Genomic DNA, 24,811 nt, shown 5'->3' with positions numbered 1-24,811 from the left:
CACCACCCTCCCGAAAGCCCCCGCCCTCCCGAAAGCCACCCACCCCACCACAAACAAGAGCGCCCCCTCCCCGACCCGGAGGTCGAGAAGGGGGCGCCCTCAAAAGGCTCTGCTACAACCTCAGTTGTCGCCGTCCTCGTCGATCAGGAAGCCCCGCATCGGCGCCGGAGCCTGCTGCATCGGCTGCGGCGGCTGCGGTCGGACGGCCGCCATCGGCTGGGTCATCCCGGCCGGCTGCATCTGCGGCGCACCGCTGTTGCCACCGGTCGACTGCCCGCCGAAGCTCGGCGCCGAGGAGTTGCCGCCGAAGGCGCTGTTCCCGCCGAAGGACGGCGAGTTGCCTCCGAAGGACGGCTGGTTGCCGCCGAAGCTCGGCGCGCCGCTGCTCATCGCACCGGCACCGGCCGGGGCCATCGACGAGGCCGCCGGCGGCAGCGACGCGGTGGCGGGGATCCGCGGCGGGGCGAGCGAGTCGTCGGCCTGCGACTCCAGCTGGCGCAGCTGGGTCTCCAGGTACGACTTCAGTCGCGTGCGGTACTCACGCTCGAACGCCCGCAGGTCTTCGACCTTGCGCTCCAGCGTGGCCCGCGCCGACTCCAGCGATCCCATCGCGACGCGGTGCTTCTCCTGCGCGTCCCGCTCCAGCGCGTCGGCCTTCGCACGGGCGTCGCGCTCCAGGCCCTCGGCCCGGCTGCGCGCCTCGCCGACGATCTTGTTGGCCTCGGAACGGGCCTCGGAGATCGCCTGGTCGGCGGTCTGCTGAGCGAGCGCCAGCACGCGGGCGGCACTGTCGCCGCCGGGGCCCTGCTGCTGCATCGGGCCGCCCATGGGGCCGCCCATCTGCTGCGGGCCGCCCATGGGGCCACCCATCGGCTGCATCTGCTGCTGGCCCATGCCCTGGCCCATCGGGTTGCCCATCTGCTGCGGGCCACCGGGACCGCCCATGGGCTGCAGCATCTGACCGCCCATCGGCTGGACCAGCTGCTGCTGGCCGCCCATGGTCTGGTTCATCTGCTGCTGCTGCTGCTGCTGCGGACCGCCGGCGGGAAGCTGCGGCGCGGATCCGGCGGGCAGGCCGAGGGGCTGGTTGCCCATCTGCTGCTGCTGCTGCGGGCCGGGGCCCATCTGCTGGGGACCACCCGGGCCCATCTGCTGCGGGCCGCCGGGGCCCATCTGCTGCGGACCACCCGGACCCTGCTGGCCGGGGACCGGCGGGCCGGATATGGCGGCCGGCACCGGAGCGCCGCCCTGTCGGGGCGCGTCCTGCTGCGGCTCCTTGCGCAGGTTGGCCTGGTTCTGCGCGGCGGCACGAGTCGCGGCGGCCAGCTTGGCGCGCAGGTCCTCGTTTTCCCGGAGGAGGCGGGTCAGCTCCCCCTCGACCTCGTCGAGGAAGGCATCGACCTCGTCCTCGTCATAGCCTTCACGCAGGCGGACGGTCGTGAACTGCTTGTTCCGAACGTCCTCGGGGGTCAATGGCATCTCTTCACCTCAACGTGATCGTCGGCACACCGGCATCCTGTCGCATCGCTCACCTACGACTAGGGGTGCACAAGCGAGATCAGGACATACACAATGATCATCAGTACGAAGAAGGACAGGTCGAGCGCCACGCCCCCGAAACGCAACGGCGGAATGAGCCGCCGAAGAAGCTTGAGCGGCGGATCCGTGACAGTGTACGTGGCCTCCAGGACCAGGACCATGGCCTTGCCGGGCCGCCACGAACGCGCGAACTGGAAGACCCAGTCCATGACCAGTCGTACGAGCAGGAACACCAGGAAGACGGTCAGGGCGTAGTAGAGCACCGCCCACACGATGTCCATCGCGTATCCCTCTCCCCGGTCCCGATCCCTCGGGCCTGCCGCTCGTCACCTGTCGCCAACCACTGTTGATCAGATCCACACGTAAAGTCGTGGCCGGGTCAGCTCTGGTTGAAGAACCCACCCTCGGCGATCCGAGCCTTGTCCTCCGCCGTGACATCGACGTTAGCAGGCGACAGCAGGAACACCTTCTGTGTCACGCGCTCGATACTGCCGTGCAGACCGAAGACGAGTCCAGCCGCGAAGTCTACGAGGCGCTTCGCGTCGGTGTCGTCCATCTCGGTCAGATTCATGATCACGGGGGTCCCGCCACGGAACTGTTCCCCGATGGTACGGGCCTCGTTGTAGGTCCGGGGGTGCAGCGTGGTGATGCGGTAGGGCTCTCGTTCGTTCACGACCTTGGGCATGATCACCGGTGCGCTCTTCTCCAGGTTGTGGCGACGTTCGGGTGTGATGGACGACACGGGGGCCATCCTCGGAGTCTCCTGGCGGATCGGCACCGCCGCGGGCACCGGCTGCGGGGTGATCGAGGAGACCGGGGCGGGCGCGGCGGCCGCGGGAGCCGGGGCCGGCCGGGGGATGTCCTCGGTCCGCTGGCCCGTCCGGATCGGTTCGGGGTCCGCGTCGTAGTCGTCGTCGGGGTCGTACCCCTGGCCGTCGTACGTCTCGTCCTCCACGAGGCCGAGGTAGACCGCCATCTTGCGCATTGCGCCGGCCATGCTCCTGTCTCCTCCGCTCATAGCCACCTCGCTCGCGCTCGGTGGCGGCTTCGCGATGCGCGCACCTTCTGATGGTCGCTTCGCTCGTTCCGTACGGACCGGCTCCGGCCCGGGCCGTACGGCCCCGCCTGCGGATTCCGCGGTCCCTCCACGACGGCGTGTCAGCCCGACGGCCGGTCAGATGCGTGGAGTGGGGGCCGCGGAGCTGCGATCCACGGTTCGCTAGCGCTCCGAAGAGCTGCTAGATTCTGTCCTATTTTGTCCTGCTGTCTGATCTACTTACCCGGTGACGTTACCTGAGGGGTGACCTCACTCCGAGTACCGCCGTTCCGACGCGCACATGTGTCGCTCCGGCGGCAATCGCCTGCTCAAGGTCACCGCTCATCCCTGCGGAGACCATGGTGGCAGCCGGATGGGCCGCCCGTACGGCGGTTGCGATTTCCGCCAGCCGATCGAAGGCCCGGGCCGGGTCTCCGGCCAGCGGGCCGGCCAGCGGAGCGACGGTCATCACACCGTCCAGCCGCAGCCCGGGCGTGTCGGCGATCGCGTCGGCCAGTTGCGCGACGTCCTCCGGCGCGACCCCCGCCCGGTGCTCACCCTCCCCGTGCGCCTTGTCCAGCGCCACCTGCACCAGGCAGCCCAGCTCCGGGCGCTCCGCCTTGAACACCGCCGCGGAGAGCGACTCGACCAGCCGGAGCCGGTCCACCGAGTGCACGTGGTTCGCGTAGCGGACGACCGAGCGGACCTTGTTGGTCTGCAGCTGGCCGACGAAGTGCCAGTCAAGAGGAAGGTTTCTGCACTGCTCCGCCTTGGGAGCGGCGTCCTGGTCACGGTTCTCCGCGACGTCCGTCACCCCGAGACCGGCCAGCAGCGCGGTGTCCTCGGCGGGGTAGGTCTTGGTGACGACGACCAGGGTGACCTCCTCCCGGGCGCGCCCGGCGGCCGCGCACGCGTCCGCGATCCGGCGCTCGACCACGTCGAGGTTGGTGCCGAGTTCCTCGTACCGGGCCCGCTGGCCCTCCGTCAGCGCCGCGGTGAACTCGGGGCTTCCCGGGAACGGTCCGTAGATGTCGTTCGTCATCAGTGATCAGAGCCCAACCAGACGTAGCTCGCGAGCCGGCCGGTGCGCTGCTCGCGGCGATAGGAGTAGTGATCGGCGGATTCAAGGGTGCAGACCGGTGATCTCACCAGCTCCTTGACCCCCACCGCGGCCAGCTGGGCCGCGACTCCCTCCGGCACGTCCAGCGCCGGAGTCCCCCAGGAGGTCTCGGCGAAGGCCTCCGGCACCACCGCGGCGACCTCGGCGCGCAGCTGCGCCGGCACCTCGTAGCAGCGGCCGCAGACCGCGGGCCCGGTGGCGGCGGTGATCCGCGAGGGCTCCGCGCCCAGTTCGACCATCGCCCGGACGGCCGCGGGCACCACCCCGGCCGCCAGCCCGGGCCGGCCCGCGTGGGCCGCGCCCACCACGCCCGCCACCGGATCGGCCAGCAGCACCGGAGTGCAGTCGGCGGTCAGCACCGCCAGTGCGAGCGGCCGGTCGGAGACCACCGCGTCCACCGTCGGGGCCTGACCGGGCGGCTGGCGCCCGGTCACCACGGCGACCTCGGCGCCGTGCACCTGGTTCATCCACACCACGTCGGCCGGGTCGAGACCCAGCTGCCGGGCGGCCAGCGCCCGGTTCTCCCGCACAGCCTCCGGGTCGTCCCCCACCGCGCCGCCGAGGTTGAGCTCCCCGTACGGCGAAGTGCTCACCCCGCCCCACCGGGAGGTGAAGGCGAAGTGAGCACCCGCGCGGATCGAGTGATCGATCACTTAAGGAAGTCCGGGACGTCGAGCTCCTCTGCCGGGCTCTCCACGAACGGCTGCCGGGCCGGCTGCACCTGCGGCGGCACCGGGGCGGCGGTCGTGGTGGCCGAGGTCTCGGCGGTCCGGCTCGACGACGCGGTCGAGGACTCGCCCTCCGACCGGGACGTCACCGAGCCGATGCTCCCGTAGGACGGGCGGCCGGCCGGACGCTCCGGGGCGGCCGGCGGGGTGGCCGGGCGCTCCGGAGCGGTGGACTTGACCACCGGGTCGCGGACGATCGCCGGCGGCTGCCCGCCGTCGAAGCCGGCCGCGATGACGGTGACCCGGACCTCGTCGCCGAGCGCGTCGTCGATGACCGCACCGAAGATGATGTTCGCCTCGGGGTGGGCGGCCTCGCTGACCAGCTGGGCCGACTCGTTGATCTCGAACAGACCGAGGTCGGAGCCGCCCGAGATGGACAGCAGCACGCCGCGGGCGCCGTCGATCGAGGCCTCCAGCAGCGGCGAGGAGATCGCCATCACGGCGGCGGCCTTGGCGCGGTCCTCACCGCGGGCCGAGCCGATGCCCATGAGCGCCGAACCGGCCTCCGACATGACGGACTTGACGTCGGCGAAGTCGAGGTTGATCAGACCCGGGGTGGTGATCAGGTCGGTGATGCCCTGGACACCGGAGAGCAGGACCTGGTCGGCCGAGCGGAAAGCGTCGAGCACGCTGACCTGGCGGTCCGAAATGGACAGCAGTCGGTCGTTGGGGATCACGATGAGGGTGTCGACCTCTTCGCGCAGGGAGGCGATTCCGTCCTCGGCCTGGTTGGCCCGGCGCCGTCCCTCGAAGGTGAACGGACGGGTGACCACGCCGATGGTCAGGGCGCCCAGGGAGCGCGCGATGTTGGCGACGACGGGCGCGCCGCCCGTGCCCGTGCCACCGCCCTCACCGGCGGTCACGAAGACCATGTCGGCCCCCTTGAGGACCTCCTCGATCTCCTCGCGGTGGTCCTCGGCGGCCTTCCGGCCGACCTCGGGGTTGGCGCCGGCGCCGAGGCCCCGGGTGAGTTCACGGCCCACATCGAGCTTGACGTCGGCGTCGCTCATCAGGAGGGCCTGCGCATCGGTGTTGATCGCGATGAACTCGACGCCCTTGAGACCGACCTCGATCATCCGGTTGATGGCGTTGACACCACCGCCGCCGATTCCGACGACCTTGATGACTGCGAGGTAGTTCTGCGGTGCTGCCACGTCGAAGGCCTCTCGCCTCGAATTTCCGGGTCGGCCCGACCCGGGGCGGGGCCGTACCGACGGATGTCGATGGGTAGGGAGCCTGGTTTCTGACTGAATGTCCGAAATGCCGACCGCCGACCCCAACCCTAAACTTGACCTTTAGGGTTAGTTCTGTGTCTCCGTCACATCACCAGGAAACACAGTCTGGTGACACAGGACACTAGGTGGCTCCGGGCACGCGTTTCAACGAACACGCCGAGCTTCCCTTTTTCTTTTGAGCCTATGTGATCATCGGCCGGCATAGGAAACCGGGGGTGACCACCAAGAGTCGGGCCGACACTTCAAGGCGTCAACCCCTCCCTCAGGCAGAGAACCTACCGGATCATCCCGACACCGCCGGCGCCTCCGGCGCCGTCACGTCGAAGTTCGTGCCCTTCTGGTTCATCAGTGCGACCAGCACCCTGGCCTTCCGGTCGATCTGCTCCGGGCTCCCCCAGCGCACCGTCGCACCCCCGCTGAGCTGCAACTCGATGTCGTCGTAGGAGTGGACCAGCACCGAGCCGGCCCGCTTGGCGACCTCCGGCGGCAGCCCGGCGGCCACCGCCACCGCGCCCTGCACCAATTGCGGACGGGAGATCACCCCGTCCACGTCGTTCGCCTGCTGACTGAGTCGCAGCTCGACCACCGGAACGCCCTCCGGCGGAGCCGGTTCGGTGGCGAAGCTCACGCCCCCGGCATCCACCTGGGTGAACTGGCCGTCATCCCCCTTGACGGCGGCCACCGCCTTGCGCTGGACGACCTTCACCCGCAGGGTGTGCGGCCAGCCCCGCCACACCTCGGCCTCGGCCACCCGGGGGATCCCCTCCACCCGGTGCCGGACGTCGTCCAGGTCCACGCGCGCCAGCGGGCCGTCACCGAGCCCGCCGACCGCCGCGCGGACCTGGTCCGCCGTCAACTTGTCGTCACTCATGCCCTGGACCGCGACGCTGCGCACGTCCAGGACCGAGGAGAAGAACACCAGCCAGGCCAGCACGCCGAGCACCGTGGCGCCGAGCACGCCCAGCACCACGATGCCCCGCCGGGAGAGCCGGAGGCGGGGAGCGGACTCCTCCACCTCCAACTCCTCCTCCAACGGGTCGGCGAGCCGGCCGTCAGCCACGGCGGCGGCCGCCGCGGTGGGCCTGGATCGCCTCGTAGACCATGCCGACCAGCAGGTCGTCGGCGTCCCGGCGGCCGAACTCGGCGGCCGACCGGCTCATGTCCCACAGCCGCTGCGGGTCGGTGAGCACCGGCAGCACGTTCTGGAGCACCCAGTCCGGGGTCAGCTCGGCGTCGTCCACCAGCAGGCCGCCGCCGGCCTTGACCATCGGCTGGGCGTTCAGCCGCTGCTCGCCGTTGCCGATCGGCAGCGGGACGAAGGCGGCGGGCAGGCCGACGGCCGCCAGCTCGGCCACCGTCATGGCGCCGGCCCGGCAGAGCATCATGTCGGCGGCCGCGTAGGCCAGGTCCATCCGGTCCAGGTACGGCACCGGGCGGTACGGCGGCATCCCGGGGACGTCCGCCACCTGCGGCAGCTCGTTCTTCGGGCCGACCGCGTGCAGGATCTGCACGCCGTACTGCTGGAGCCGCGGGGCGATCGCGGTGATCGTCTCGTTGAGCCGGCGCGCGCCCTGGGAGCCGCCGGAGACCAGCAGGGTGGGCAGCCGCTGGTCGAGGCCGAAGTAGTGGCGGGCCTCGGGGCGGGCCGCGGCGCGGTCCAGGGTGGCGATGGTCCGGCGCAGCGGGATGCCGATGTACCGGGAGTCGCGCAGCTTGCTGTCCGGCGTGGAGACCGCCACGAAGTCGCTGTAGCGGGCGCCGATCTTGTTGGCCAGGCCCGGGCGGGCGTTCGCCTCGTGCACCACGATCGGCACGCCGGCCCGCTTGGCGGCCAGGTAGGCGGGCATCGCGACGTAGCCGCCGAAGCCGACCACGGCGTCCGCGTTGACCCGCTCGATGATCTCCTGGGCGGCCCGGACGGTGCCGCGCAGCCGGCCGGGGACGGTGATCAGCTCCGGGGTGGGCTTGCGGGGCAGCGGCACGGCCGGGATGAGCTCCAGCTGGTAGCCGCGCTCGGGGACCAGCCGGGTCTCCAGTCCGCGCTCGGTGCCCAGGGCGGTGATCCCGACGGACGGGTCGTGCCTGCGGAGGGCATCCGCGAGGGCCATGGCCGGCTCGATGTGACCGGCGGTCCCCCCGCCGGCGAGTACGACATGCACCGAAATTCACCGCTCCCTGCGTGCCGGCCCCGGGGCCGGGCGCGCTGTGGTTCGTCGTCGTGGCAGCACCCGGGCCAGTTGTCTCCTGATCCGGGAGTTCTTGCTCCGGGCGGCCAGGGCCGCCTTCGCGCCCGAGGTGCTGCGCGCCAGGCACAGCAGCACTCCGATCGCGGACATGGCCGACAGCATGGCGGAACCGCCGTAGGAGAACAGCGGGAGCGGGACGCCCGCGATGGGCAGCAGTCCCAGCGCCGACCCCAGGTTGATCATGGCCTGCGCCATGATCCAGGTGGTGGCGGCTCCCGCGGCGTACCTGACGAAGGGGTCCTTCGTACCGATGGCCACACGGATACCCGCGTAGCCTAGTGCCGAGAAGAGACCGAGGACCGACAGCGTCCCCACCAGACCGAGTTCCTCGCCGGTCGCGGCGAAGATGAAGTCGGTGTGCGCCTCGGGCAGCTGGCCCCATTTCTCCACGCCGGCGCCGAGGCCGGTGCCGAAGCCGCCGCCGTTGGCGAACGCGAAGACGCCGTGCAGGGCCTGGAAGCAGGCGCCCTCCGGGTCGAGCTTGGTGACGCCGATGCAGCTCAGCCGCTCCGCCCGGTGCGGCACGGTGACCACCAGGGCGGTGCAGACCACCACCGCCACCCCGAGGGTGGCCACGAACAGCCGCAGCGGCGCGCCGACCATCCAGAGCAGCGCGAACACCATGGCCACCAGGATCATCGAGGTGCCCATGTCGCCGCCGAACATGATCAGCGCGAGCAGCAGCAGGGCCCCCGGCACCAGCGGCACCAGCAGGTGCTTCCACGAGTTGAGGGTGCCGGCCTTCTGCTTGCGGGCGAGCAGGTCGGCGCCCCAGAGCACCAGCGCGAGCTTGGCGAACTCCGAGGGCTGGAACTGGAAGAAGCCGAAGTCCAGCCAGTTCTGGTTGCCGTTGATCCGCACCCCGATGCCGGGGATGGCCACCAGCGTGAGGGCGCCGATCACAGCGATCATCACCGGGTAGGTGATCACCCGTAGCACCGCCACCGGGACGGAGGCGAAGCCGATCAGCAGGACCAGGCCGAGGATGGCCGCGATCAACTGCTTGAGGAAGTAGTACTGCGCCGTGTGGTGCTGGTTCAGGGCGAGGATCTGCGAGGCCGAGAAGACCATCATCAGACCGAGCACGACCAGCAGCAGGGTGCTGCCGACGACCAGCAGGTACGGGGTGAGCGGCCGGTCCAGCCAGTACCGGACCCGGGCCCGGAAGGCCTGGACGCGGGCCAGTGGACCGGCCGACTTGTACTTGGTCGTGGTGGCGGAGATCACTCTCATCGGCTCGGCGGCGTCCCGCTTCTCAACGCCGGAATCCGCTCTGCCCTGCCCCGCCACCGCTCCCCGCTCACTGTTCTCCGTCCGACGCCCGCGCCGGACCGCCTACTCGCCCGCCAGCTCCCGGACGGCCGCCGCGAAGAGGTCGCCGCGCTCGCCGTAGTTGGTGAACATGTCCATCGAGGCGCAGGCCGGTGCCAGCAGCACCGTGTCACCCGATCGGGCGAGCGACGCGGCCGTTCGAACGACCTCGGCCATCGCCACCGCGCCAGTCTGGCCCTCGGCCGCCTCGATCACCGGCACATCCGGAGCGTGTCGCTCCAGCGCCTCCCGGATCAGCGCCCGGTCCTCGCCGATCAGCACCACCGCGCGCAGCCGCTCGACCGCGCCCTGCACCAGGTCGTCGAAGGTCGCGCCCTTGGCCAGGCCCCCGGCGATCCAGACGATCGGCCGGTAGGCGGCCAGCGAGGCGGCCGCCGCGTGGGTGTTGGTGGCCTTGGAGTCGTCGATGTACGCGACCTCGCGGACCACGCCGACCTCGGCGATCCGGTGGGCGTCCGGGCGGAAGGCCCGCAGGCCCTCCCGGACGGCCTTCGGGTCGACGCCGTACGACCGGGCCAGCGCCGCCGCGGCGAGCGCGTTGGCGATGTTGTGCGGGGCCGGCGGGTTGACGTCCTCGACGGCGCCCAGCTCGGCCGCGTTCTTGGCCCGGTCCTCGACGAAGGCCCGGTCCACCAGCAGTCCGTCCACCACGCCGAAGTTCGACGGGCCGGGCGCGCCGAGGCCGAAGCCGATCGCCCGGCAGCCCTCCTCGACGTCGGCCTCGCGGACCAGCGCCTCGGTGGCCGGGTCGGCCAGGTTGTACACGCAGGCGACGACGTTGCCCTCGTAGATCCGGCCCTTGTCGGCGGCGTACGCCTCCATCGAGCCGTGCCAGTCGAGGTGGTCGGGTGCCAGGTTGAGCACCGCCGCCGAGTACGGGCGCAGCGAGGGCGCCCAGTGCAGCTGGTAGCTGGAGAGCTCGACGGCGAGCACGTCGTACGGCTCCTCGGCGAGCACCGCGTCCAGCACCGAGACCCCCACGTTGCCGACCGCGGCGGTGCGCCGGCCGGCGGCGGTGAGGATCGAGGCGAGCATCTGGACGGTGGTGGTCTTGCCGTTGGTGCCGGTGACGGCCAGCCAGGGGGCGGGCTCGCCGGTGCCGGGCAGCGGCCTGCGCAGCCGCCAGGCCAGCTCGACGTCGCCCCAGACCGGCACCCCGGCCGCCTCGGCGGCGGCGAACAGCGGGCTGTCCGGCGCCCAGCCGGGCGAGGTGACGATCAGTTCGGTGCCCTCGGGCAGGCTCGCCCCGTCGCCGAGCCGCACGGTGACGCCCAGCGCCTCCAGCTCGGCGGCCCGGGCGACCAGGCCGGGCCCGCTGCCGCCGTCCACCACGGTGACCCGGGCGCCGAGGCCGCGCAGGACGCGCGCGGCGCTGATGCCCGAGACGCCGAGCCCCGCGACGGCGACCGGCAGGCCGCCGAACTCCGGGTTGGTCAGGTCGGGGTCGGTCATCCGGTCACCCATCCCGCGTAGAACAGTCCGAGGCCGACGGCGACGCACAGACCCTGGATGATCCAGAACCGGACCACGATCAGGACCTCGGTCCAGCCCTTGAGTTCGAAGTGGTGCTGCAGTGGCGCCATCTTGAAGACGCGCTTGCCGGTCATCCGGAAGGAGCCGACCTGGATGATCACCGAGAGGGTGATGATCACGTAGAGGCCGCCGAGCAGGGCGAGCAGCAGCTCGGTGCGGGAGCAGATCGCCAGACCGGCCAGGGCGCCGCCGAGGGCGAGCGAGCCGGTGTCACCCATGAAGATCTTGGCGGGCGAGGTGTTCCACCACAGGAAGCCGAAGCAGGAGCCCATCAGGGCGGAGGCCACGACGGCGAGGTCCAGGGGGTCGCGGATGTCGTAGCAGTTGGCGGTCGCGGTGATGGCGTAGGCGCAGCTCTGGGTGTGCTCCCAGATGCCGATGAAGGTGTAGGCGCCGAAGACCATCACCGAGGCACCGGTGGCGAGGCCGTCCAGACCGTCCGTCAGGTTCACGCCGTTCGACATCGCGGCGATCATGAAGTACGCGAAGATGACGAACAGGACGGGGCCGATCGCCCACTTGAAGTCCCGGACGAAGGACAGGCTCTGGGACGCCGGGTTGAGACCGCGGTCGTCCGGGAACTGCATCGCCAGGACGGCGAACCCGAGGCCGACGATCGACTGGCCGGCCAGCTTCGCCTTGGCCCGCAGGCCCAGCGAGCGACGCTTGACCACCTTGATGTAGTCGTCCAGGAAGCCGACCAGGCCGAGACCCGCGGTCAGGAAGAGCACCAGCAGCCCGGAGGCCGTCGGGCTCTCGCCCGTTATCGCCTTCGTTGCGAAGTACGCGATCAGGGTCGCCAGGATGAAGGCGATGCCGCCCATGGTGGGCGTGCCCTTCTTGCTGTGGTGCGCCTTGGGACCGTCGTCACGGATGTACTGGCCGTAGCCGTGCTTCGCGAGCACCTTGATCAGGGCCGGGGTGCCGAGCAGCGACAGGATGAGACCGATCATCCCGGAGAAAAGGATCTGCTTCATTATTCGGCCACACCGTCCGCCAGGAGAGCCTCGGCCACCTTCTCCAGCCCCACCGAACGGGAAGCCTTCACCAGGACCACATCCCCCGGCCGCAGCTGACTGCGCAGCAGCTCGACCGCCGCGTCCGCGTCGGACACCAGCACCGACTCCTCACCCCACGAACCTTCGTTCCTCGCGCCGAGTTCCATGCAGGCCGCCTCGCGTCCGCCGACCGCCACCAGCTTGGTGACGTCGAGCCGGACCGCGAGCCGCCCGATGGCGTCGTGCTCGGCCAGGCTCTCCTCGCCGAGCTCCCGCATCTCGCCGAGCACCGCCCAGGTGCGGCGGCGCTCCGGGCCCCGGCCGCCCATCGAGACGAGCGCCCGCAGCGCGGCCCGCATCGAGTCGGGGTTCGCGTTGTAGGCGTCGTTCACGACGGTGACACCGTCGGCCCGGTCGACAACCTCCATGCGCCAGCGGGACAGCGCACCCGCTTCGCCCAGGGCTGCCGCGGTGTCGTCGACGGACATCCCGAGCTCCACCGCCACCGCGGCGGCGGCGAGGGCGTTCGAGACGTGGTGCTCACCGTACAGGCGCAGCTGCACGGGCGCGGAACCGGCCGGGGTGGTGAGCGTGAAGGATGGCCGCCCGGTGGCGTCCAGGCGAACGTCGGTGGCCCGTACGTGGGCGTCCGGTGATTCCCCGAACAGGACCACCTTCGCCTTGGTGCGGGAGGCCATCGCGCGCACCAGCCGGTCGTCCGCGTTGAGGATCGCGGCACCGTCGGCGGGCAGCGACTCCACCAGTTCGCCCTTGGCCTCGGCGATCGCCTCCTGGGAACCGAACTCGCCGACGTGGGCGGTGCCGACGTTGAGGACCAGGCCGATCCGGGGCGGGGTGATCGAGGTGAGGTACTCGATGTCGCCCTTGTGCCGGGCGCCCATCTCCATCACCAGGTGCCGGGTGCCGGCCTCGACCCGCAGCGCGGTCATCGGGTGGCCGATCTCGTTGTTGAGCGAGCCGGGCGGGTAGACCGTCTCGCCGTGGCGCTGGAGCAGCTGGGCGATCAGGTCCTTGGTGCTGGTCTTGCCGGCCGAGCCGGTCAGCGCGACCACGGCGGTGCCCTCGGCACGGGCTACCACGGCGCGCGCCAGCCTGCCGAGCGCCTCCACCACACTGTCGACCAGGACGGCGGGCACGCCGACCGGACGGGAGGCCAGCACCGCGACGGCGCCGTCCCCGACCGCCTTGGCCGCGTAGTCGTGGCCGTCCACGTGCTCGCCGACGAAGGCCGCGAACAGGCCGCCGGGGACCACCTTCCGCGAGTCGACCTCGACCGGGCCGGTGACCAGGGCGTCCGGGTCGGCGCCGTCCAGCGTGCCTCCGACGGCGGCGGCCACCTCGGCGAGGGTCAGTGCGATCACTGCTGCTCTACTCCTCGGTCGCCCCGTGCGGCCGCGGTCCGCGCGATGGACTCGCGCAGCACCTCCCGGTCGTCGAAGGGGCGGATCTCGTCTCGTACGTACTGGCCGAGCTCGTGGCCCTTGCCGGCCACCAGCACGGTGTCCCCCGCCTGGGCGCGGGCGACGGCGAGTGCGATCGCCTCGGCCCGGTCGGGGACGACCAGGACGGCCCCGCGCTCGGCCTCGGGCACCGCGGCGGCGCCGTTCAGCATGGTGGCGAGGATCGCCAACGGGTCCTCGCTGCGCGGGTTGTCGCTGGTCAGCAGGGCGGTGTCGGCCAGGCGGGCGGCAATGGCGCCCATCGGGCCGCGCTTGTGCGGATCGCGGTCGCCGCCGCAGCCGACCACGACGTGCAGCCGGCCCTCGGTGACCTGGCGCAGCGAGGCGAGGACGGCCTGGAGGGCGTCCGGCTTGTGGGCGTAGTCGACGACGGCGACGAACGGCTGTCCGGCGTCCACCCGCTCCAGCCGGCCGGGCACGCCGGGGACGGCCGCGATGCCGGCCACGGCCCGCTCCAGCGGCAGCCCTGCGGCGACCAGCACGGTGATCGCGGCGAGCGCGTTGGCGACGTTGAACGGACCGGGCAGCGGGACGGAGGCGTCGGCCTCGGCGCCGTGCGGGCCCAGCACCCTGAAGGTGGAGCCGACCGGCCCGAGTCGGACGTCCACGGCCCGCCAGTCGGCCCCGGCGGCGCCGGTGGCGGAGAAGGTGGTCACCGGGATCTCGGCCTCGGCGGCGAGCCGGCGGCCGTACTCGTCGTCCAGGTTGACCACGCCCCGGCGGGACTTGCCGGGCTGGAAGAGCCGGGCCTTCGCCTGGAAGTAGTCCTCCATGTCCGGGTGGAAGTCGAGGTGCTCGGGGGTCAGGTTGTTGAACAGCGCGACGTCGTACGCGACGCCGTCGGTGCGGCCGAAGACCAGGGCGTGGCTGGAGACCTCCATGGTCACCGCGTCGGCGCCGCGCTCGGCCATCACGCCGAGGATCGCGTGCAGGTCGGTGGCCTCGGGGGTGGTGCGCTCGCTCTTGATCCGCTCCTCGCCGACCCGCATCTCGACGGTGCCGATCACGCCCGGGCTGCGCCCGGCGCCGCGCAGGCCGCCCTCGACCAGGTAGGAGGTGGTGGTCTTGCCGTTGGTGCCGGTCAGCCCGAGCATCAGCAGCCGCCGGGAGGGGCGGCCGTAGACGATCGCGGCCAGCTCGCCCATGACGGCCCGCGGCCGGTCGACGACCAGCAGCGGCAGGCCGGTGGCGGCCGCCTGCTCGACCCCGGCCGGGTCGGTGAGCACCGCCACCGCGCCGGACTCCGCGGCCTTGGCCGCGAAGGCCGCGCCGTGGTGGTTGGCGCCCGGGAAGGCCACGTACACGTCGCCCGGGCGGACCGCGCGGGAGTCGTGGGTGACACCGCTGACGGCGCCGCCCTCGACGGGCGGCAGGCCCAGTTCGGCGGCCAGCTCGGCGAGCGGCAGGGCGGTGGTCCCGGTCGGGCGGGGCGGACTCACGGTGGTTTGATCGGGTTTCGGCACGGCGGGAAGGCTATCCGCCGAAGGGTGTCCAGGGCCAAACCGGCCCTTCGCCGCGCCGTGCTCCGGCCCGGCCGGTTCGTTGCTCATCGCTCGTTCACGGCTTCCAGTCGACGGTGAGGTTGGGCGCCTGGCTGCCGCTCGGCGGGACCTGCATGGTCTTCAGGGTGAACTCCATCACCTGCTTGAACACCGGGCCGCACAGCTGGCCGCCGAAGTGGCCGTTGACCGGGCCCTGGAGGGTGCAGGAGACGGTGTACCGGGGGGCGTCGGCGGGGGCGAAGCCGATGAAGGAGGCGGTGTAGCCGTCGTAGCCGACGCCGTTGGCGGCGCCCCGGTTGGCGGTGCCGGTCTTGCCCGCGACCCGGTAGCCGGAGATGGCGGCCTTGCCGCCGGTGCCCTGCTCGTCGTCGACGACCGACTCCAGCATCGAGGTGAGGGTCTTGGCCGTCTCCGGGCTGACCACCCGGGTCTGCTCCCCCGGCGCGCTCGGCGTGTACTTGCCGTTCGGGTCGGTGACGCCCTGGACGATGCTGGGCGCGACCCGCACCCCGCCGTTGGCGATGGTGGAGTAGACCGAGGTGGCCTGCAGCGCGTTCATCTGCAGCGGGCCCTGGCCGAAGGAGATGTTGTACTTCTCCGAGGCGACCAGGTCCTCCGGCTTCTTGAGCATCCCGGGGGTCTCCCCGGGGAAGCCCAGGCCGGTCGGCCGGGCCACGCCGAACTTGCGCATGTAGCCGTCCAGCACCTGGTTGGCCTTCAGCTGGTCGCCGTCGCCGAGGGTCTCGACCGCCTCGATGGTGCCGATGTTGGACGACTTGGCGAGCACCCCGGCCAGGGTCAGGTACCAGGGGTCGTGGTCGATGTCGTCCTTGAACTGCTGCCCGGCCCGGACCAGCCGGTTGGGCACGGTGACCTTGGTGTCCCAGGTGGCCTTGCCGGAGTCCAGCACGGCGGCCAGGCTCATCAGCTTGGCGGTGCTGCCCGGCTCGTACGCGTCGGCCAGGGCGGGGTTGCCCAGCTGCGCCTGCTTGGACAGGCTCAGGTCGTTCGGGTTGAAGCCGGGCGCGGTGGCCATCGCGAGGACCTGACCGGTCTTCACGTCCTGGACCACCACGTAGCCCTTCTCCGCGCCGGAGTTGGCCACCTGGTCGGTGATCGCCCGCTGGGCGGCCCACTGGATGTCCCGGTTGATGGTCAGCTTCACGTCGTCGCCCGGCACGGCCGGCTCCATCGAGCCCCCCGCGGTGGGCACCAGCCGCCCGCCCGACTGGGCGTAGCTGCTGTGGCCGTCCTTGCCGGCCAGCAGCTTCTGGTACTGGAGCTCCAGGCCGCCGGCGCCCTCGCCCTCGGCGTTGACGAAGCCGACCAGGTTGGCCGCCAGCCCGTCGGCGGGGTAGATCCGCTTCTGGGTCTCCCGGTTGAACACCCCGGCCAGCGGGTTGGCGCACTCGTTGTCCACCCGGGCGCGTCCGCCCTGGTCGGCGGGCTTGCCGAGCAGCCTCTTCTGGGCCTGGCAGGCCCGCGAGCCGGCCTGCTTCTCCAGGCCCGACTTGAGGTCGCTGATCTGCTTCTTGGCGGCCGGGGTCTGCTGGGCCGCGAGCCGCTTGTAACGGCTCTTGGGGGTGTGCAGGTCGGCGGCGATCTTCTCCTTGGGCACGCCGAGGATCGGCGACAGCAGCGCGGCCGCCTGCTCCGGCGCGTCCGGGATGCCGGTCGCCTCCGGGGTGAACATCGCCGGGTCGGCGGTGATGTCGTACGCGTCGACGGTGGCCGCCAGCGAGACCCCGTCGGAGGACGTTATCGAGCCGCGTTCGGCGGTGATCGGGATGTTCAGGTAGCGGTTGGTGTTGGCGTCGGCGGCCAGCGCGTCGGCGTCCACCAGCTGGAGCTGCACCAGGCGGCCCGCGAAGACGGAGAACACCAGCGACAGCACCACGCTGATCACCCGCAGCCGGCGCTTCGGCTCGGCCAGTTTGAGCGCCTTGGGGCGCAGCGACGGACGGCTCCGCGGGCGCACCGCCGCCTGGCTGCGGGCCGGCGGGCGTCCCTCGGGGCCGCGCTGCTGCGGCGCCCGCGGGGTACGGCCGACGGAGGCCGACCTGGCGGGCTGGGCCTTGGCCGACTGGCTGCGGGCGGGCTGACCCTTCGCCGGCTGGCTCCTGGCCGGTTGGCCCTTCGCGGGCTGACCCTTGACCGGCTGGCCGCGGCCGGAGCCGGACTGCGCGCGCGGCGCGCCGCCGCGGGGCACCGGACGGCGGCCGTTGCCGCCACCGGACCCGCTGGACCCACTGGTGGGTTGACGTGGAGTGCTCATGCGACCACCTCGCTGCGCTCGGCGGACGCTTCGCACCATTCGTACCTGTTGACGGTTCGCCCGTTCCGCCCGCTCACCGGCCGGCACCCCCGCTCGGCTTCGCGCCCGCGGCGGGCGGGACCGGGTTGAGCTGGATCACCGAGTCACCGGCGGACGCCGCCGGGGTCGGCGCCGGCGGCGGGGCGGCCGGCGACGGGGCACCGCCCGGCTGCGGCGCGGCCGGCGACGGTCCGGCGCCGGGCTGGGCGGCACTCGGCTGGGCCCTGGTCGGCCACGGCTCGGCCGTGGACCGCTTGACCGGCGGGCTGTCCTGCGCCGGGCCCGGGGTGCCGATCACCTTGCCGCCGTTCGGAACGTCCAGGAAGGCCATGCCGCCGGCCGGGACCATGCCGAGCTCGGCCGCGCGCCGCGACAGCGCGTCCGGCGCCGAGCTCTGGTCGATCTCGTGCTGGAGGCCCTGCTGCTCGTCGGTCGCCGTCGTGGTCTGCTTCTGCAACCGGGACAGCTCGAAGGAGCCCTCGTTGAGCGCGGTGTTCAGCGTGAGCAGGCCGAGCAGCCCGGCCGCCAGCAGCACCACGATGAGCACCGCGAACGGCGTGCGCCTCCGCACCGGGCGCCTGCCCGGCCGGACCGTGATCCGTGCCCTGCCCTGCCTCGGGAGTCCTCCCCGCCCCGCCCGGACCTCACCGGCCACCGGCCCCACCGCTCTCCTCCGCCCTTCGGACCCGCCGGGACCGGTTCGTCAGCCCCGCTTGCTACGGTCCCTGATCCTCTCCGCCACCCGCAGCCGCACGGGCGCGGCACGCCGGTTCTCCTCGATCTCCTCCTCGGTGGCCAGCTCGGCACCGCGAGTGATCAGTTTGAGCCAGGGCTGGTGCTCCTCCGGGATGAACGGCAGGCCCGGCGGAGCGGTGGTGGTCGCACCGGCGGCGAAGCACTGCTTGACCAGGCGGTCCTCCAGCGACTGGTAGGACATCACCGCGATCCGGCCGCCCACCGCGAGGACGTCCAGCGCGCCCGGGATCGCCCGGTCCAGGACCTCCAGCTCGCCGTTGACCTCGATCCGCAGCGCCTGGAACGTCCGCTTGGCCGGGTTCCCGCCGGTCCGACGGGTCGCCGCCGGGATGGCGTTGCGCACCAACTCGACCAGACGCGCGCTGTTGGTGAACGGTTCCTTCTCCCGCTCCCGCAGGATCACCGAGGCGATCTTCCCGGCGAACCGCTCCTCGCCGTACACCTTGAGGATCCGGGCCAGGTCGCCGTGGCTGTAGGTGTTCAGCACCTCCGCCGCGCTGATCCCCCGGGTCTGGTCCATCCGCATGTCCAGCGGCGCGTCCTGCGCGTACGCGAAGCCGCGCTCGGCCTCGTCCAGCTGCATCGAGGAGACGCCGAGGTCGAACAGGACGCCGTCCACCTCGTCGATGCCCAGGCGCTCCAGCACCTCGGGGATCTCGTCGTAGACCGCGTGCACCAGGGTGGCCCGGTCGCCGAACGGGGCCAGCCGCTCGCCGGACAGCTTCAGCGCCACCGGGTCGCGGTCCACCGCGACCAGCCGCACCTGCGGGAACTGGGTCAGCAGCGCCTCGCTGTGCCCGCCGAGGCCGAGGGTGGCGTCGACCACGACGGCACCGGGGCGCGAGATCGCCGGGGCCAGGGCGTCCATGCACCGCTGGAGCATCACCGGAACGTGCTTGGGGCCCGGTTCGTTGGTGGTCATGCGCGGTGGCGCCCTTCCTCGGTGCGGAGCAGCCCGACGTCCGGGAGCTGCGACCATTCTCGCCCACCGTGCCCCGGCACGACGAAGCGGCCCGTGGTCCCCGCCCGCTCAAGGGGAAGGTCGTGACCGCCCGGCGCCGGGGAAGGTGCGCCAGGTGGGCACGGAGCGGGAGGAGGCCACGGACCGCGTCGACCGGGCCGCACCGGCCGGGAAGGCCCGGTTGACGGGCCCCGGCGGGTGTGCTCCACTGCGCCGCAAACTCTATCGCGCGGGCCTTGCCAGTCAATGGTCCGCTCCGGCGCACCACCCGGGCGGCGGTACGGATCACCGCAGGTCGCGGGCGTGCGGGTGGACCGGTGGCGGCACGGATCGGGGGCCTTCGGCGGCCGGCGCGCGCCCCCTCCCCGCCCCGCGTGCGGGTCACCCCGTACCAGCCCGGGCGGACCCTCCGGTTGTGGCGATGCACCCGATCGCGGCGCCCGGTTCTGTAGCTCCCCGCCCCACCGCGCGGTCCCGATCCGCACTAACGTCGCCACCATGACAGTGACACCCGACCGGCCCTCGCCGAACGCCGCTGCCGCCCCTGCCAGACCCACCGTCATCGACCGCTTCGTCACGGCCAACCGCACCTACGCCGTGACCTTCCAGGACGGCGGGATGGACGCCCGCCCGGTGCAGAAGATCGCCGTGGTCGCCTGCATGGACGCCCGCCTCGACCTGTTCGCGGCGCTCGGCCTCGAACTCGGCGACGCGCACGTCGTCCGCAACGCCGGAGGCGTCGTCACCGACGACACCATCCGCTCCCTGACCATCAGCCAGCGCGCCCTCGGCACCCGCTCGATCGCGCTGATCCACCACACCGGCTGCGGCCTGCTCGGGCTCACCGAGGACTTCCGCCGCGAGCTGGAGCTGGAGGTCGGCCAGCGCCCGCAGTGGGCGGTGGAGGCCTTCGTCGACCTGGACGGCGACGTCCGCCAGTCCATGCAGCGCGTCCGCACCTCTCCCTTCCTGCTGCACACCGACGACGTCCGCGGCTTCGTCTTCGACGTCCACACCGGCCTGCTGCGCGAGATCGACTGAGTTCTCCGTCCGCTCGTCCCCGGGCCCGCCACAGCCGCCCGGAGACGAGCGGACGGGCCACCCGCGGTCCAGGCATTCGGGAACCGCCGAATGGTGACTTCTGGCCATCCCGCGGGGGAGAATGCGCCTGCCGGTCGGACCCCGAACCACCTGGGGCGGCCAGGCCGCAGGCCGCCTTTCCCGGCGCCGGATCCTTGTTCGGAACCGCCCCCGGGACGGCCGCGTCAAGCATGGGGTGGGGCCCGGCCTCGGGACGGGGCGGGCACAGGGTGCCAGGGAGCGTAAACGGGTGACGAGCTACAACGATCAGGCCGGACTCGGCAGTCCTGCGGGGGGCGAGCAGCAGAGGGCGAACGGGTACCAGCCGGTCGGGCTCCCCGAGCTCGCCGCGGTCGTCGACCGCGTCCGTGCCAACGTCGAGAGCGTGATCGAGGGCAAGCCGGAGGCCGTCCGGATCGCCCTGACCGTCCTGCTCGCCGAGGGCCACCTGCTGCTGGAGGACGTGCCCGGCGTCGGCAAGACCATGCTGGCCAAGGCGCTCGCCCGCTCGCTCGACTGCACCGTGCGCCGCATCCAGTTCACGCCCGACCTGCTGCCCTCGGACGTCACCGGCACCAACATCTACGACCAGCAGCGGCACGACTTCGAGTTCCGCCCGGGCGCGATCTTCGCCCAGGTCGTGGTCGGCGACGAGATCAACCGCGCCTCGCCCAAGACCCAGTCCGCGCTGCTGGAGTCCATGGAGGAGCGCCAGGTCACCATCGACGGCACCAGCTACGAGCTGCCCTCGCCGTTCATGGTCGTGGCCACCCAGAACCCGGTCGAGATGGAGGGCACGTACCCGCTGCCGGAGGCCCAGCGCGACCGCTTCATGGCCCGGATCTCGATCGGCTACCCCAGCCCCGAGGCCGAGCTCGCGATGCTGGACGTGCACGCCGGCGCCAGCCCGCTGGAGGACCTCCAGCCGGTCGCGCACGCCTCCGACATCCTCAAGCTGATCGACCTGGTCCGCGGCGTGCACATCGCCGACCCGGTCCGCCGCTACGCCGTCGACCTGGTCGGCGCCACCCGCACCAGCCCGGAACTGCGCCTGGGCGCCTCCCCGCGCGCCACCCTGCACCTGGTCCGGGCCGCCCGCGCCGCCGCCGCGCTGGACGGGCGCGACTACGTCACCCCGGACGACATCCAGCGCCTCGCCGTCCCGGTCCTGGCGCACCGTCTGATGCCGACCGCCGAGACCCAGCTCAGCCGCCGCACCTCCGAGCAGATCGTGACCGACCTGGTCGCCCGGCTGCCGCTGCCGCGCCCGCAGGGCGGCCCGGCCGTCCGGAGGGGCTGAGGTGACCCAGTCCGACTCCGCTTCGGGACTGCGGGCCGGGTTCCGCGGTCTCACCACCCGGGGGCGGTCCTTCCTCGCCGCCGGGGTCACCGCGGTGGTCTGTTCCTACCTGCTCGACCAGGACGCCCTGCTGCGCGTCGGCGTCCTGCTCGCCGCCCTGCCGCTGGTCGCCGTGGTGGTGGTCGCCAACACCCGCTACCGGGTGGCCAGCGGACGCCGGCTCAGCCCGCGCCGGGCCGTCGCCGGCCAGGAGGCCCGGGTCCACCTGCGGGTCGACAACGTGTCCCGGGTGCCCACCGGCGTGCTGCTGCTGGAGGACAAGGTCCCGTACGTGCTCGGGCCGCGCCCGCGCTTCGTGCTGGACCGGGTCGAGCCGCGCGGCCACCGCGAGGTCTCCTACCGGGTCCGCTCCGATCTGCGCGGCCGCTACCCGCTCGGGCCGCTCCAGCTGCGGCTGTCCGACCCGTTCGGGATGTGCGAGGTGACCCGCGCCTTCACCGCCTCCGACGTCCTCACCGTCGTCCCCCAGGTCCAGGCGCTGCCGTCGGTACGGCTCAGCGGCGAGTGGATCGGCCAGGGCGAGAGCCACAGCCGCACCCTGGCGCTGGCCGGCGACGACGACGTGATCCTGCGCGAGTACCGGCCCGGCGACGACCTGCGCCGGGTGCACTGGCGCTCCACCGCCCGGTACGGCGAGCTGATGGTGCGCCGCGAGGAGCAGCCCCGGCAGGCCCGGGCCACCGTCGTGCTGGACACCCGGGAGATCGCCCACCGGGGCAGCGGCCCCGCCTCCTCCTTCGAGTGGGCGGTCGGCTGCGCCGCCTCGGTCTGCGCGCACCTGCTGGAGCGCGGCTACCAGACCCGGCTGCTCACCGACACCGGGCTGTCCGTGCCCGCGCCCGGCACGGGCGGCGGCCACGGCAGCGCCGCCACCTCCGGGCTGATCCTGGACGCCCTCGCCGTCGCCGACCTGTCCGACGGCGGCACCCTCTCCCGCGCCGAGGATCCGCTGCGTGCCGGCGGCGAGGGCCTGCTGGTCGCCGTCCTCGGCGACCTGGACGACGCCCAGGCCACCCGGCTGGGCCGGCTGCGCAGCCGCGCCGGCGGGGCGATCGCCCTCCTGCTGGACACCGGCACCTGGGCCGGCCTGCGGATGCTCGCCCCGGACACCGGCGGCGACGACTTCCGGGCCCGGGTCCGGCAACTGCGCGAGTCCGGGTGGACGGTGATCCCGGTGCGGGCCGGGGACTCCGTACCGGACCTGTGGCGGGCCGCCGACGGCAGCAGGACGACCGCCCCCTACCGAGAAGAGGCCGGCGCGTGACCACCCGGGCCAAACTGACCGCGTACTCGGCGCTGGCCACCGCCCTCGCCTCGCTGTGCATGATGCCGCTGCTCACCACCCGCAGCTGGTTCACCCACGCCGTCCTGGTGATCGCCGTGATCTCCGCGGTCGGCGCGGGCCTGCGCCGCTCCCCGCTGTACCGCTGGACGGTGCCGGTCGGGCAGCTGCTGGTGCTGCTCCTGCTGCTGCTGCTCGGCTTCGCGGGCGCCGGCGGGGTACTGCCCGGGCCGGCCACGATGCGGGTCCTGGACCAGGTCCTCACCGCCGGCCTGGACGACATACAGCAGTACGCCATCCCGGCTCCGCCCACCGCCGGACTGCGGCTGATCCTGGTCTCGGCGATCGGCCTGATCGCCGTCGCGGTGGACACCGTCGCGGTGACCTACCGGCGATCGGCGCTGGCCGGGCTGCCGCTGCTGGCCCTGTACTCGGTCGGCAACGGCCTGGCCGGGGAGCACGGCAGCTGGGTCTGGTTCGCCGTCGCCGCGGCCGGCTACCTGCTGCTGCTGTTCGCCGAGGGCCAGGACCGGGTCTCCCGCTGGGGCCGGGTCTTCTACGGGGGCGCGCGCGGCTCGGTGGAGTCCGGCCGGGTCAGCCCGGCCGGCCGGCAGGTCGGCGTGCTGGCCCTGGCGGTGGCGCTGCTGCTGCCGGTGGTCCTGCCGCACTGGAGCTCCGGACTGCTGAACTCCGGCTCCGGCGGGTCGAAGGGCAAGGGCGTCGGCGGGAGCCTGTCGACCAGCCTCGACCCGCTGGTCAGCCTGGAGGCCGCGGTCACCAAGCCGACCGACGCGGAGCTGCTCACCTACACCCTGGACAGCTCGCTGGCCGATCAGACCTATCTGCGGACCGGCTCGCTCGACCAGTTCGACGGCACCAACTGGAAGCTCGGCAGCACCACGGTCACCGACCTTCCGGCGACGCTGCCCACCCCCGAGGGCCTGCGCAACGCCCAGCTCCCCCGGATCGAGGGCGACTTCAAGATCGGCGACCGGCTGGAGGGCAGCTGGCTGCCGATGCCCTACCCGGCCGCCTCCGTCCAGGTCCCCAAGCCCGGCGACTGGAAGCTCGACCCGCTGACCCGCACCGTCCTGCCGGCCAACGACAAGGCGATCCGCGGCCTGAACTACCACGTCAGCGCCCTGGACCTGCGGCCCGGCGCCAACGACCTGCGCCTGGCGGCCACCGCGCCGCAGGACATCAGGGAGCACTACACCGCCGTCCCGGCCGACCTGCCGCCGGTGGTCGCCGAGAAGGCCAGGGCCGTCACCGCCGGCGCCCGGAACGACTACGACCGGGCGACGGCGCTGGTCAACTGGTTCACCGGGCCGGACTTCACGTACGACACCGCGGTCAACGGCGGCACCGGCAGCGACGCCATCGCCGTCTTCCTGCGCGACCGCCGCGGCTTCTGCGTGCACTTCGCCTCCACCATGGCGGCGATGGCCCGGGTGCTGAAGATCCCGGCCCGGGTGGCCGTCGGCTTCACCCCCGGTGACAGCAAGGGCGGCGGCGTCTACTCGGTGACCGGCCGGATGTACCACGCCTGGCCCGAGCTGTACTTCTCGGGCTACGGCTGGCTGCGCTTCGAGCCGACCCCGAGCCGCGGCGTCCCGGCCCGCTACACCGAGGCGTCCAGCGCCCCGACCAGCGCGCCGACCCAGCAGGCGACCGCCGCCCCGCAGAGCGCCTCAGCCGCCCCCGCGCCGACCTCCAGCTCGGACTGCACCCCCAAGCAGCGCCAGCTGGGCGAGTGCGACACCAAGGGCAAGGCCGTCGCCACGGCCGCCGAGGAGTCCTGGCTGCTCTCCCCACAGGTGCTCGGCACCCTGGCCGCGGTGCTCGTGCTGATCGCACTGCTGCTCGCCCCGATGCTCTGGCGCGCCGCCGTGCGCCGCCGCCGACTGGGCGGCGGGGGCCGGCGCGGGCCCGGCGGGAGCGGGCCGGCGGAGCTGACCGACGCCCAGGTGCTGGCCGCCTGGGACGAGCTGATCGACTCCGCCTGGGACCTCGGAATTCCCCCGGACGAGTCACGCACCCCGCGTTCGGCGGCCCGCCGGATCACCGAGAAGGCGCAGCTGGACGCGGACTCCTCGGCCGCCACCGGCCGGCTGGCGCTGGCCACCGAGCGGGTGCTCTACGCCCCGCCCGGGCGGCCCACCACGGAGCCGCTGGCTTCCGACGTCCGCACCGTCCGGCGCGGGCTGCGGGCGAGCGCCGGCCGGGCCGGGCGGACCAGGGCGCTGCTGCTGCCGCCGTCCTCGGCCCAGCTGTGGTGGCGGATCTCCGACGCGGTGCGGGCGGCCCG

Annotated in this window: 20 protein-coding genes; 4 read left to right on the top strand and 16 right to left on the bottom strand. The window is 72.7% G+C overall.

The window, feature by feature from the left end:
* Positions 1-120 precede the first annotated feature (120 nt).
* The 16 genes from ACWGKU_RS31640 to rsmH form a co-directional block, all read right to left on the bottom strand.
* Positions 121-1,479 carry a DivIVA domain-containing protein gene (locus ACWGKU_RS31640; protein WP_452180231.1) on the bottom strand — a complete coding sequence of 453 codons (1,359 nt, stop codon included), beginning with the start codon at positions 1,477-1,479 and terminating at the stop codon, positions 121-123.
* Between the two features lie 59 nt (positions 1,480-1,538).
* A complete protein-coding gene (locus ACWGKU_RS31635) occupies positions 1,539-1,820 on the bottom strand; it encodes a YggT family protein (RefSeq protein ID WP_030060143.1) in 282 nt (93 codons plus the stop codon).
* A 98-nt stretch (positions 1,821-1,918) separates the two neighbouring features.
* Positions 1,919-2,536, bottom strand: a complete 618-nt coding sequence (locus tag ACWGKU_RS31630; protein WP_224276937.1) for a cell division protein SepF — start codon at positions 2,534-2,536, stop codon at positions 1,919-1,921.
* 292 nt (positions 2,537-2,828) lie between these two features.
* Entirely contained in the window at positions 2,829-3,617 is a 789-nt protein-coding gene (locus ACWGKU_RS31625; protein ID WP_401045141.1) for a YggS family pyridoxal phosphate-dependent enzyme, read from the bottom strand.
* Positions 3,617-4,348, bottom strand: coding sequence for a peptidoglycan editing factor PgeF (gene pgeF / locus ACWGKU_RS31620; RefSeq protein WP_380551098.1), 732 nt, complete (start codon positions 4,346-4,348; stop codon positions 3,617-3,619). The genes ACWGKU_RS31625 and pgeF overlap by 1 nt, the downstream gene beginning before the upstream one ends.
* Positions 4,345-5,577, bottom strand: coding sequence for a cell division protein FtsZ (gene ftsZ / locus ACWGKU_RS31615; RefSeq protein WP_359912807.1), 1,233 nt, complete (start codon positions 5,575-5,577; stop codon positions 4,345-4,347). The genes pgeF and ftsZ overlap by 4 nt, the downstream gene beginning before the upstream one ends.
* 364 nt (positions 5,578-5,941) lie before the next feature.
* Positions 5,942-6,718: a cell division protein FtsQ/DivIB gene (locus tag ACWGKU_RS31610; RefSeq protein WP_401045145.1), complete on the bottom strand. Its 777-nt coding sequence runs from the start codon at positions 6,716-6,718 to the stop codon at positions 5,942-5,944.
* Positions 6,711-7,817 carry an undecaprenyldiphospho-muramoylpentapeptide beta-N-acetylglucosaminyltransferase gene (murG, locus tag ACWGKU_RS31605; protein ID WP_359912813.1) on the bottom strand — a complete coding sequence of 369 codons (1,107 nt, stop codon included), beginning with the start codon at positions 7,815-7,817 and terminating at the stop codon, positions 6,711-6,713. The genes ACWGKU_RS31610 and murG overlap by 8 nt, the downstream gene beginning before the upstream one ends.
* Before the next feature lie 6 nt (positions 7,818-7,823).
* Positions 7,824-9,137 carry a putative lipid II flippase FtsW gene (gene ftsW, locus ACWGKU_RS31600; RefSeq protein ID WP_359912816.1) on the bottom strand — a complete coding sequence of 438 codons (1,314 nt, stop codon included), beginning with the start codon at positions 9,135-9,137 and terminating at the stop codon, positions 7,824-7,826.
* 102 nt (positions 9,138-9,239) lie between these two features.
* Positions 9,240-10,688, bottom strand: coding sequence for a UDP-N-acetylmuramoyl-L-alanine--D-glutamate ligase (gene murD / locus ACWGKU_RS31595; protein ID WP_401045149.1), 1,449 nt, complete (start codon positions 10,686-10,688; stop codon positions 9,240-9,242).
* On the bottom strand, positions 10,685-11,746 hold the full coding sequence (gene mraY, locus ACWGKU_RS31590) for a phospho-N-acetylmuramoyl-pentapeptide-transferase (RefSeq protein WP_359827635.1): 1,062 nt from the start codon (positions 11,744-11,746) through the stop codon (positions 10,685-10,687). The genes murD and mraY overlap by 4 nt, the downstream gene beginning before the upstream one ends.
* Positions 11,746-13,149 carry a UDP-N-acetylmuramoyl-tripeptide--D-alanyl-D-alanine ligase gene (locus tag ACWGKU_RS31585; protein WP_401045153.1) on the bottom strand — a complete coding sequence of 468 codons (1,404 nt, stop codon included), beginning with the start codon at positions 13,147-13,149 and terminating at the stop codon, positions 11,746-11,748. The genes mraY and ACWGKU_RS31585 overlap by 1 nt, the downstream gene beginning before the upstream one ends.
* Positions 13,146-14,798, bottom strand: coding sequence for a UDP-N-acetylmuramoyl-L-alanyl-D-glutamate--2,6-diaminopimelate ligase (locus ACWGKU_RS31580; protein WP_452180232.1), 1,653 nt, complete (start codon positions 14,796-14,798; stop codon positions 13,146-13,148). The genes ACWGKU_RS31585 and ACWGKU_RS31580 overlap by 4 nt, the downstream gene beginning before the upstream one ends.
* Positions 14,799-14,805: 7 nt before the next feature.
* The gene (locus ACWGKU_RS31575; protein ID WP_452180233.1) at positions 14,806-17,025 is read right to left on the bottom strand and encodes a penicillin-binding transpeptidase domain-containing protein; all 2,220 of its coding nucleotides are present in this window, start codon (positions 17,023-17,025) and stop codon (positions 14,806-14,808) included.
* A gap of 73 nt (positions 17,026-17,098) precedes the next feature.
* Positions 17,099-17,635 carry a cell division protein FtsL gene (locus ACWGKU_RS31570; RefSeq protein ID WP_387729413.1) on the bottom strand — a complete coding sequence of 179 codons (537 nt, stop codon included), beginning with the start codon at positions 17,633-17,635 and terminating at the stop codon, positions 17,099-17,101.
* A 132-nt stretch (positions 17,636-17,767) separates the two neighbouring features.
* Positions 17,768-18,742, bottom strand: a complete 975-nt coding sequence (rsmH, locus tag ACWGKU_RS31565) for a 16S rRNA (cytosine(1402)-N(4))-methyltransferase RsmH (protein ID WP_401053826.1) — start codon at positions 18,740-18,742, stop codon at positions 17,768-17,770.
* Between the two features lie 537 nt (positions 18,743-19,279).
* Between rsmH and ACWGKU_RS31560 the strand changes: the two genes are divergently transcribed.
* The 4 genes from ACWGKU_RS31560 to ACWGKU_RS31545 all read left to right on the top strand — a co-directional run.
* Positions 19,280-19,822 carry a beta-class carbonic anhydrase gene (locus ACWGKU_RS31560; protein ID WP_401051566.1) on the top strand — a complete coding sequence of 181 codons (543 nt, stop codon included), beginning with the start codon at positions 19,280-19,282 and terminating at the stop codon, positions 19,820-19,822.
* 289 nt (positions 19,823-20,111) lie between these two features.
* A complete protein-coding gene (locus tag ACWGKU_RS31555; RefSeq protein ID WP_380357231.1) occupies positions 20,112-21,161 on the top strand; it encodes an AAA family ATPase in 1,050 nt (349 codons plus the stop codon).
* A gap of 1 nt (position 21,162) precedes the next feature.
* Positions 21,163-22,485: a DUF58 domain-containing protein gene (locus tag ACWGKU_RS31550; RefSeq protein WP_401051568.1), complete on the top strand. Its 1,323-nt coding sequence runs from the start codon at positions 21,163-21,165 to the stop codon at positions 22,483-22,485.
* Positions 22,482-24,811 (top strand): transglutaminase TgpA family protein (locus tag ACWGKU_RS31545; protein WP_452191651.1); only part of this gene is annotated, 2,330 nt, incomplete at its 3' end. The genes ACWGKU_RS31550 and ACWGKU_RS31545, both read left to right, overlap by 4 nt.

Source organism: Kitasatospora sp. NPDC054768, assembly GCF_053612025.1.
This window is presented reverse-complemented; position numbering and strand designations above follow the sequence as displayed.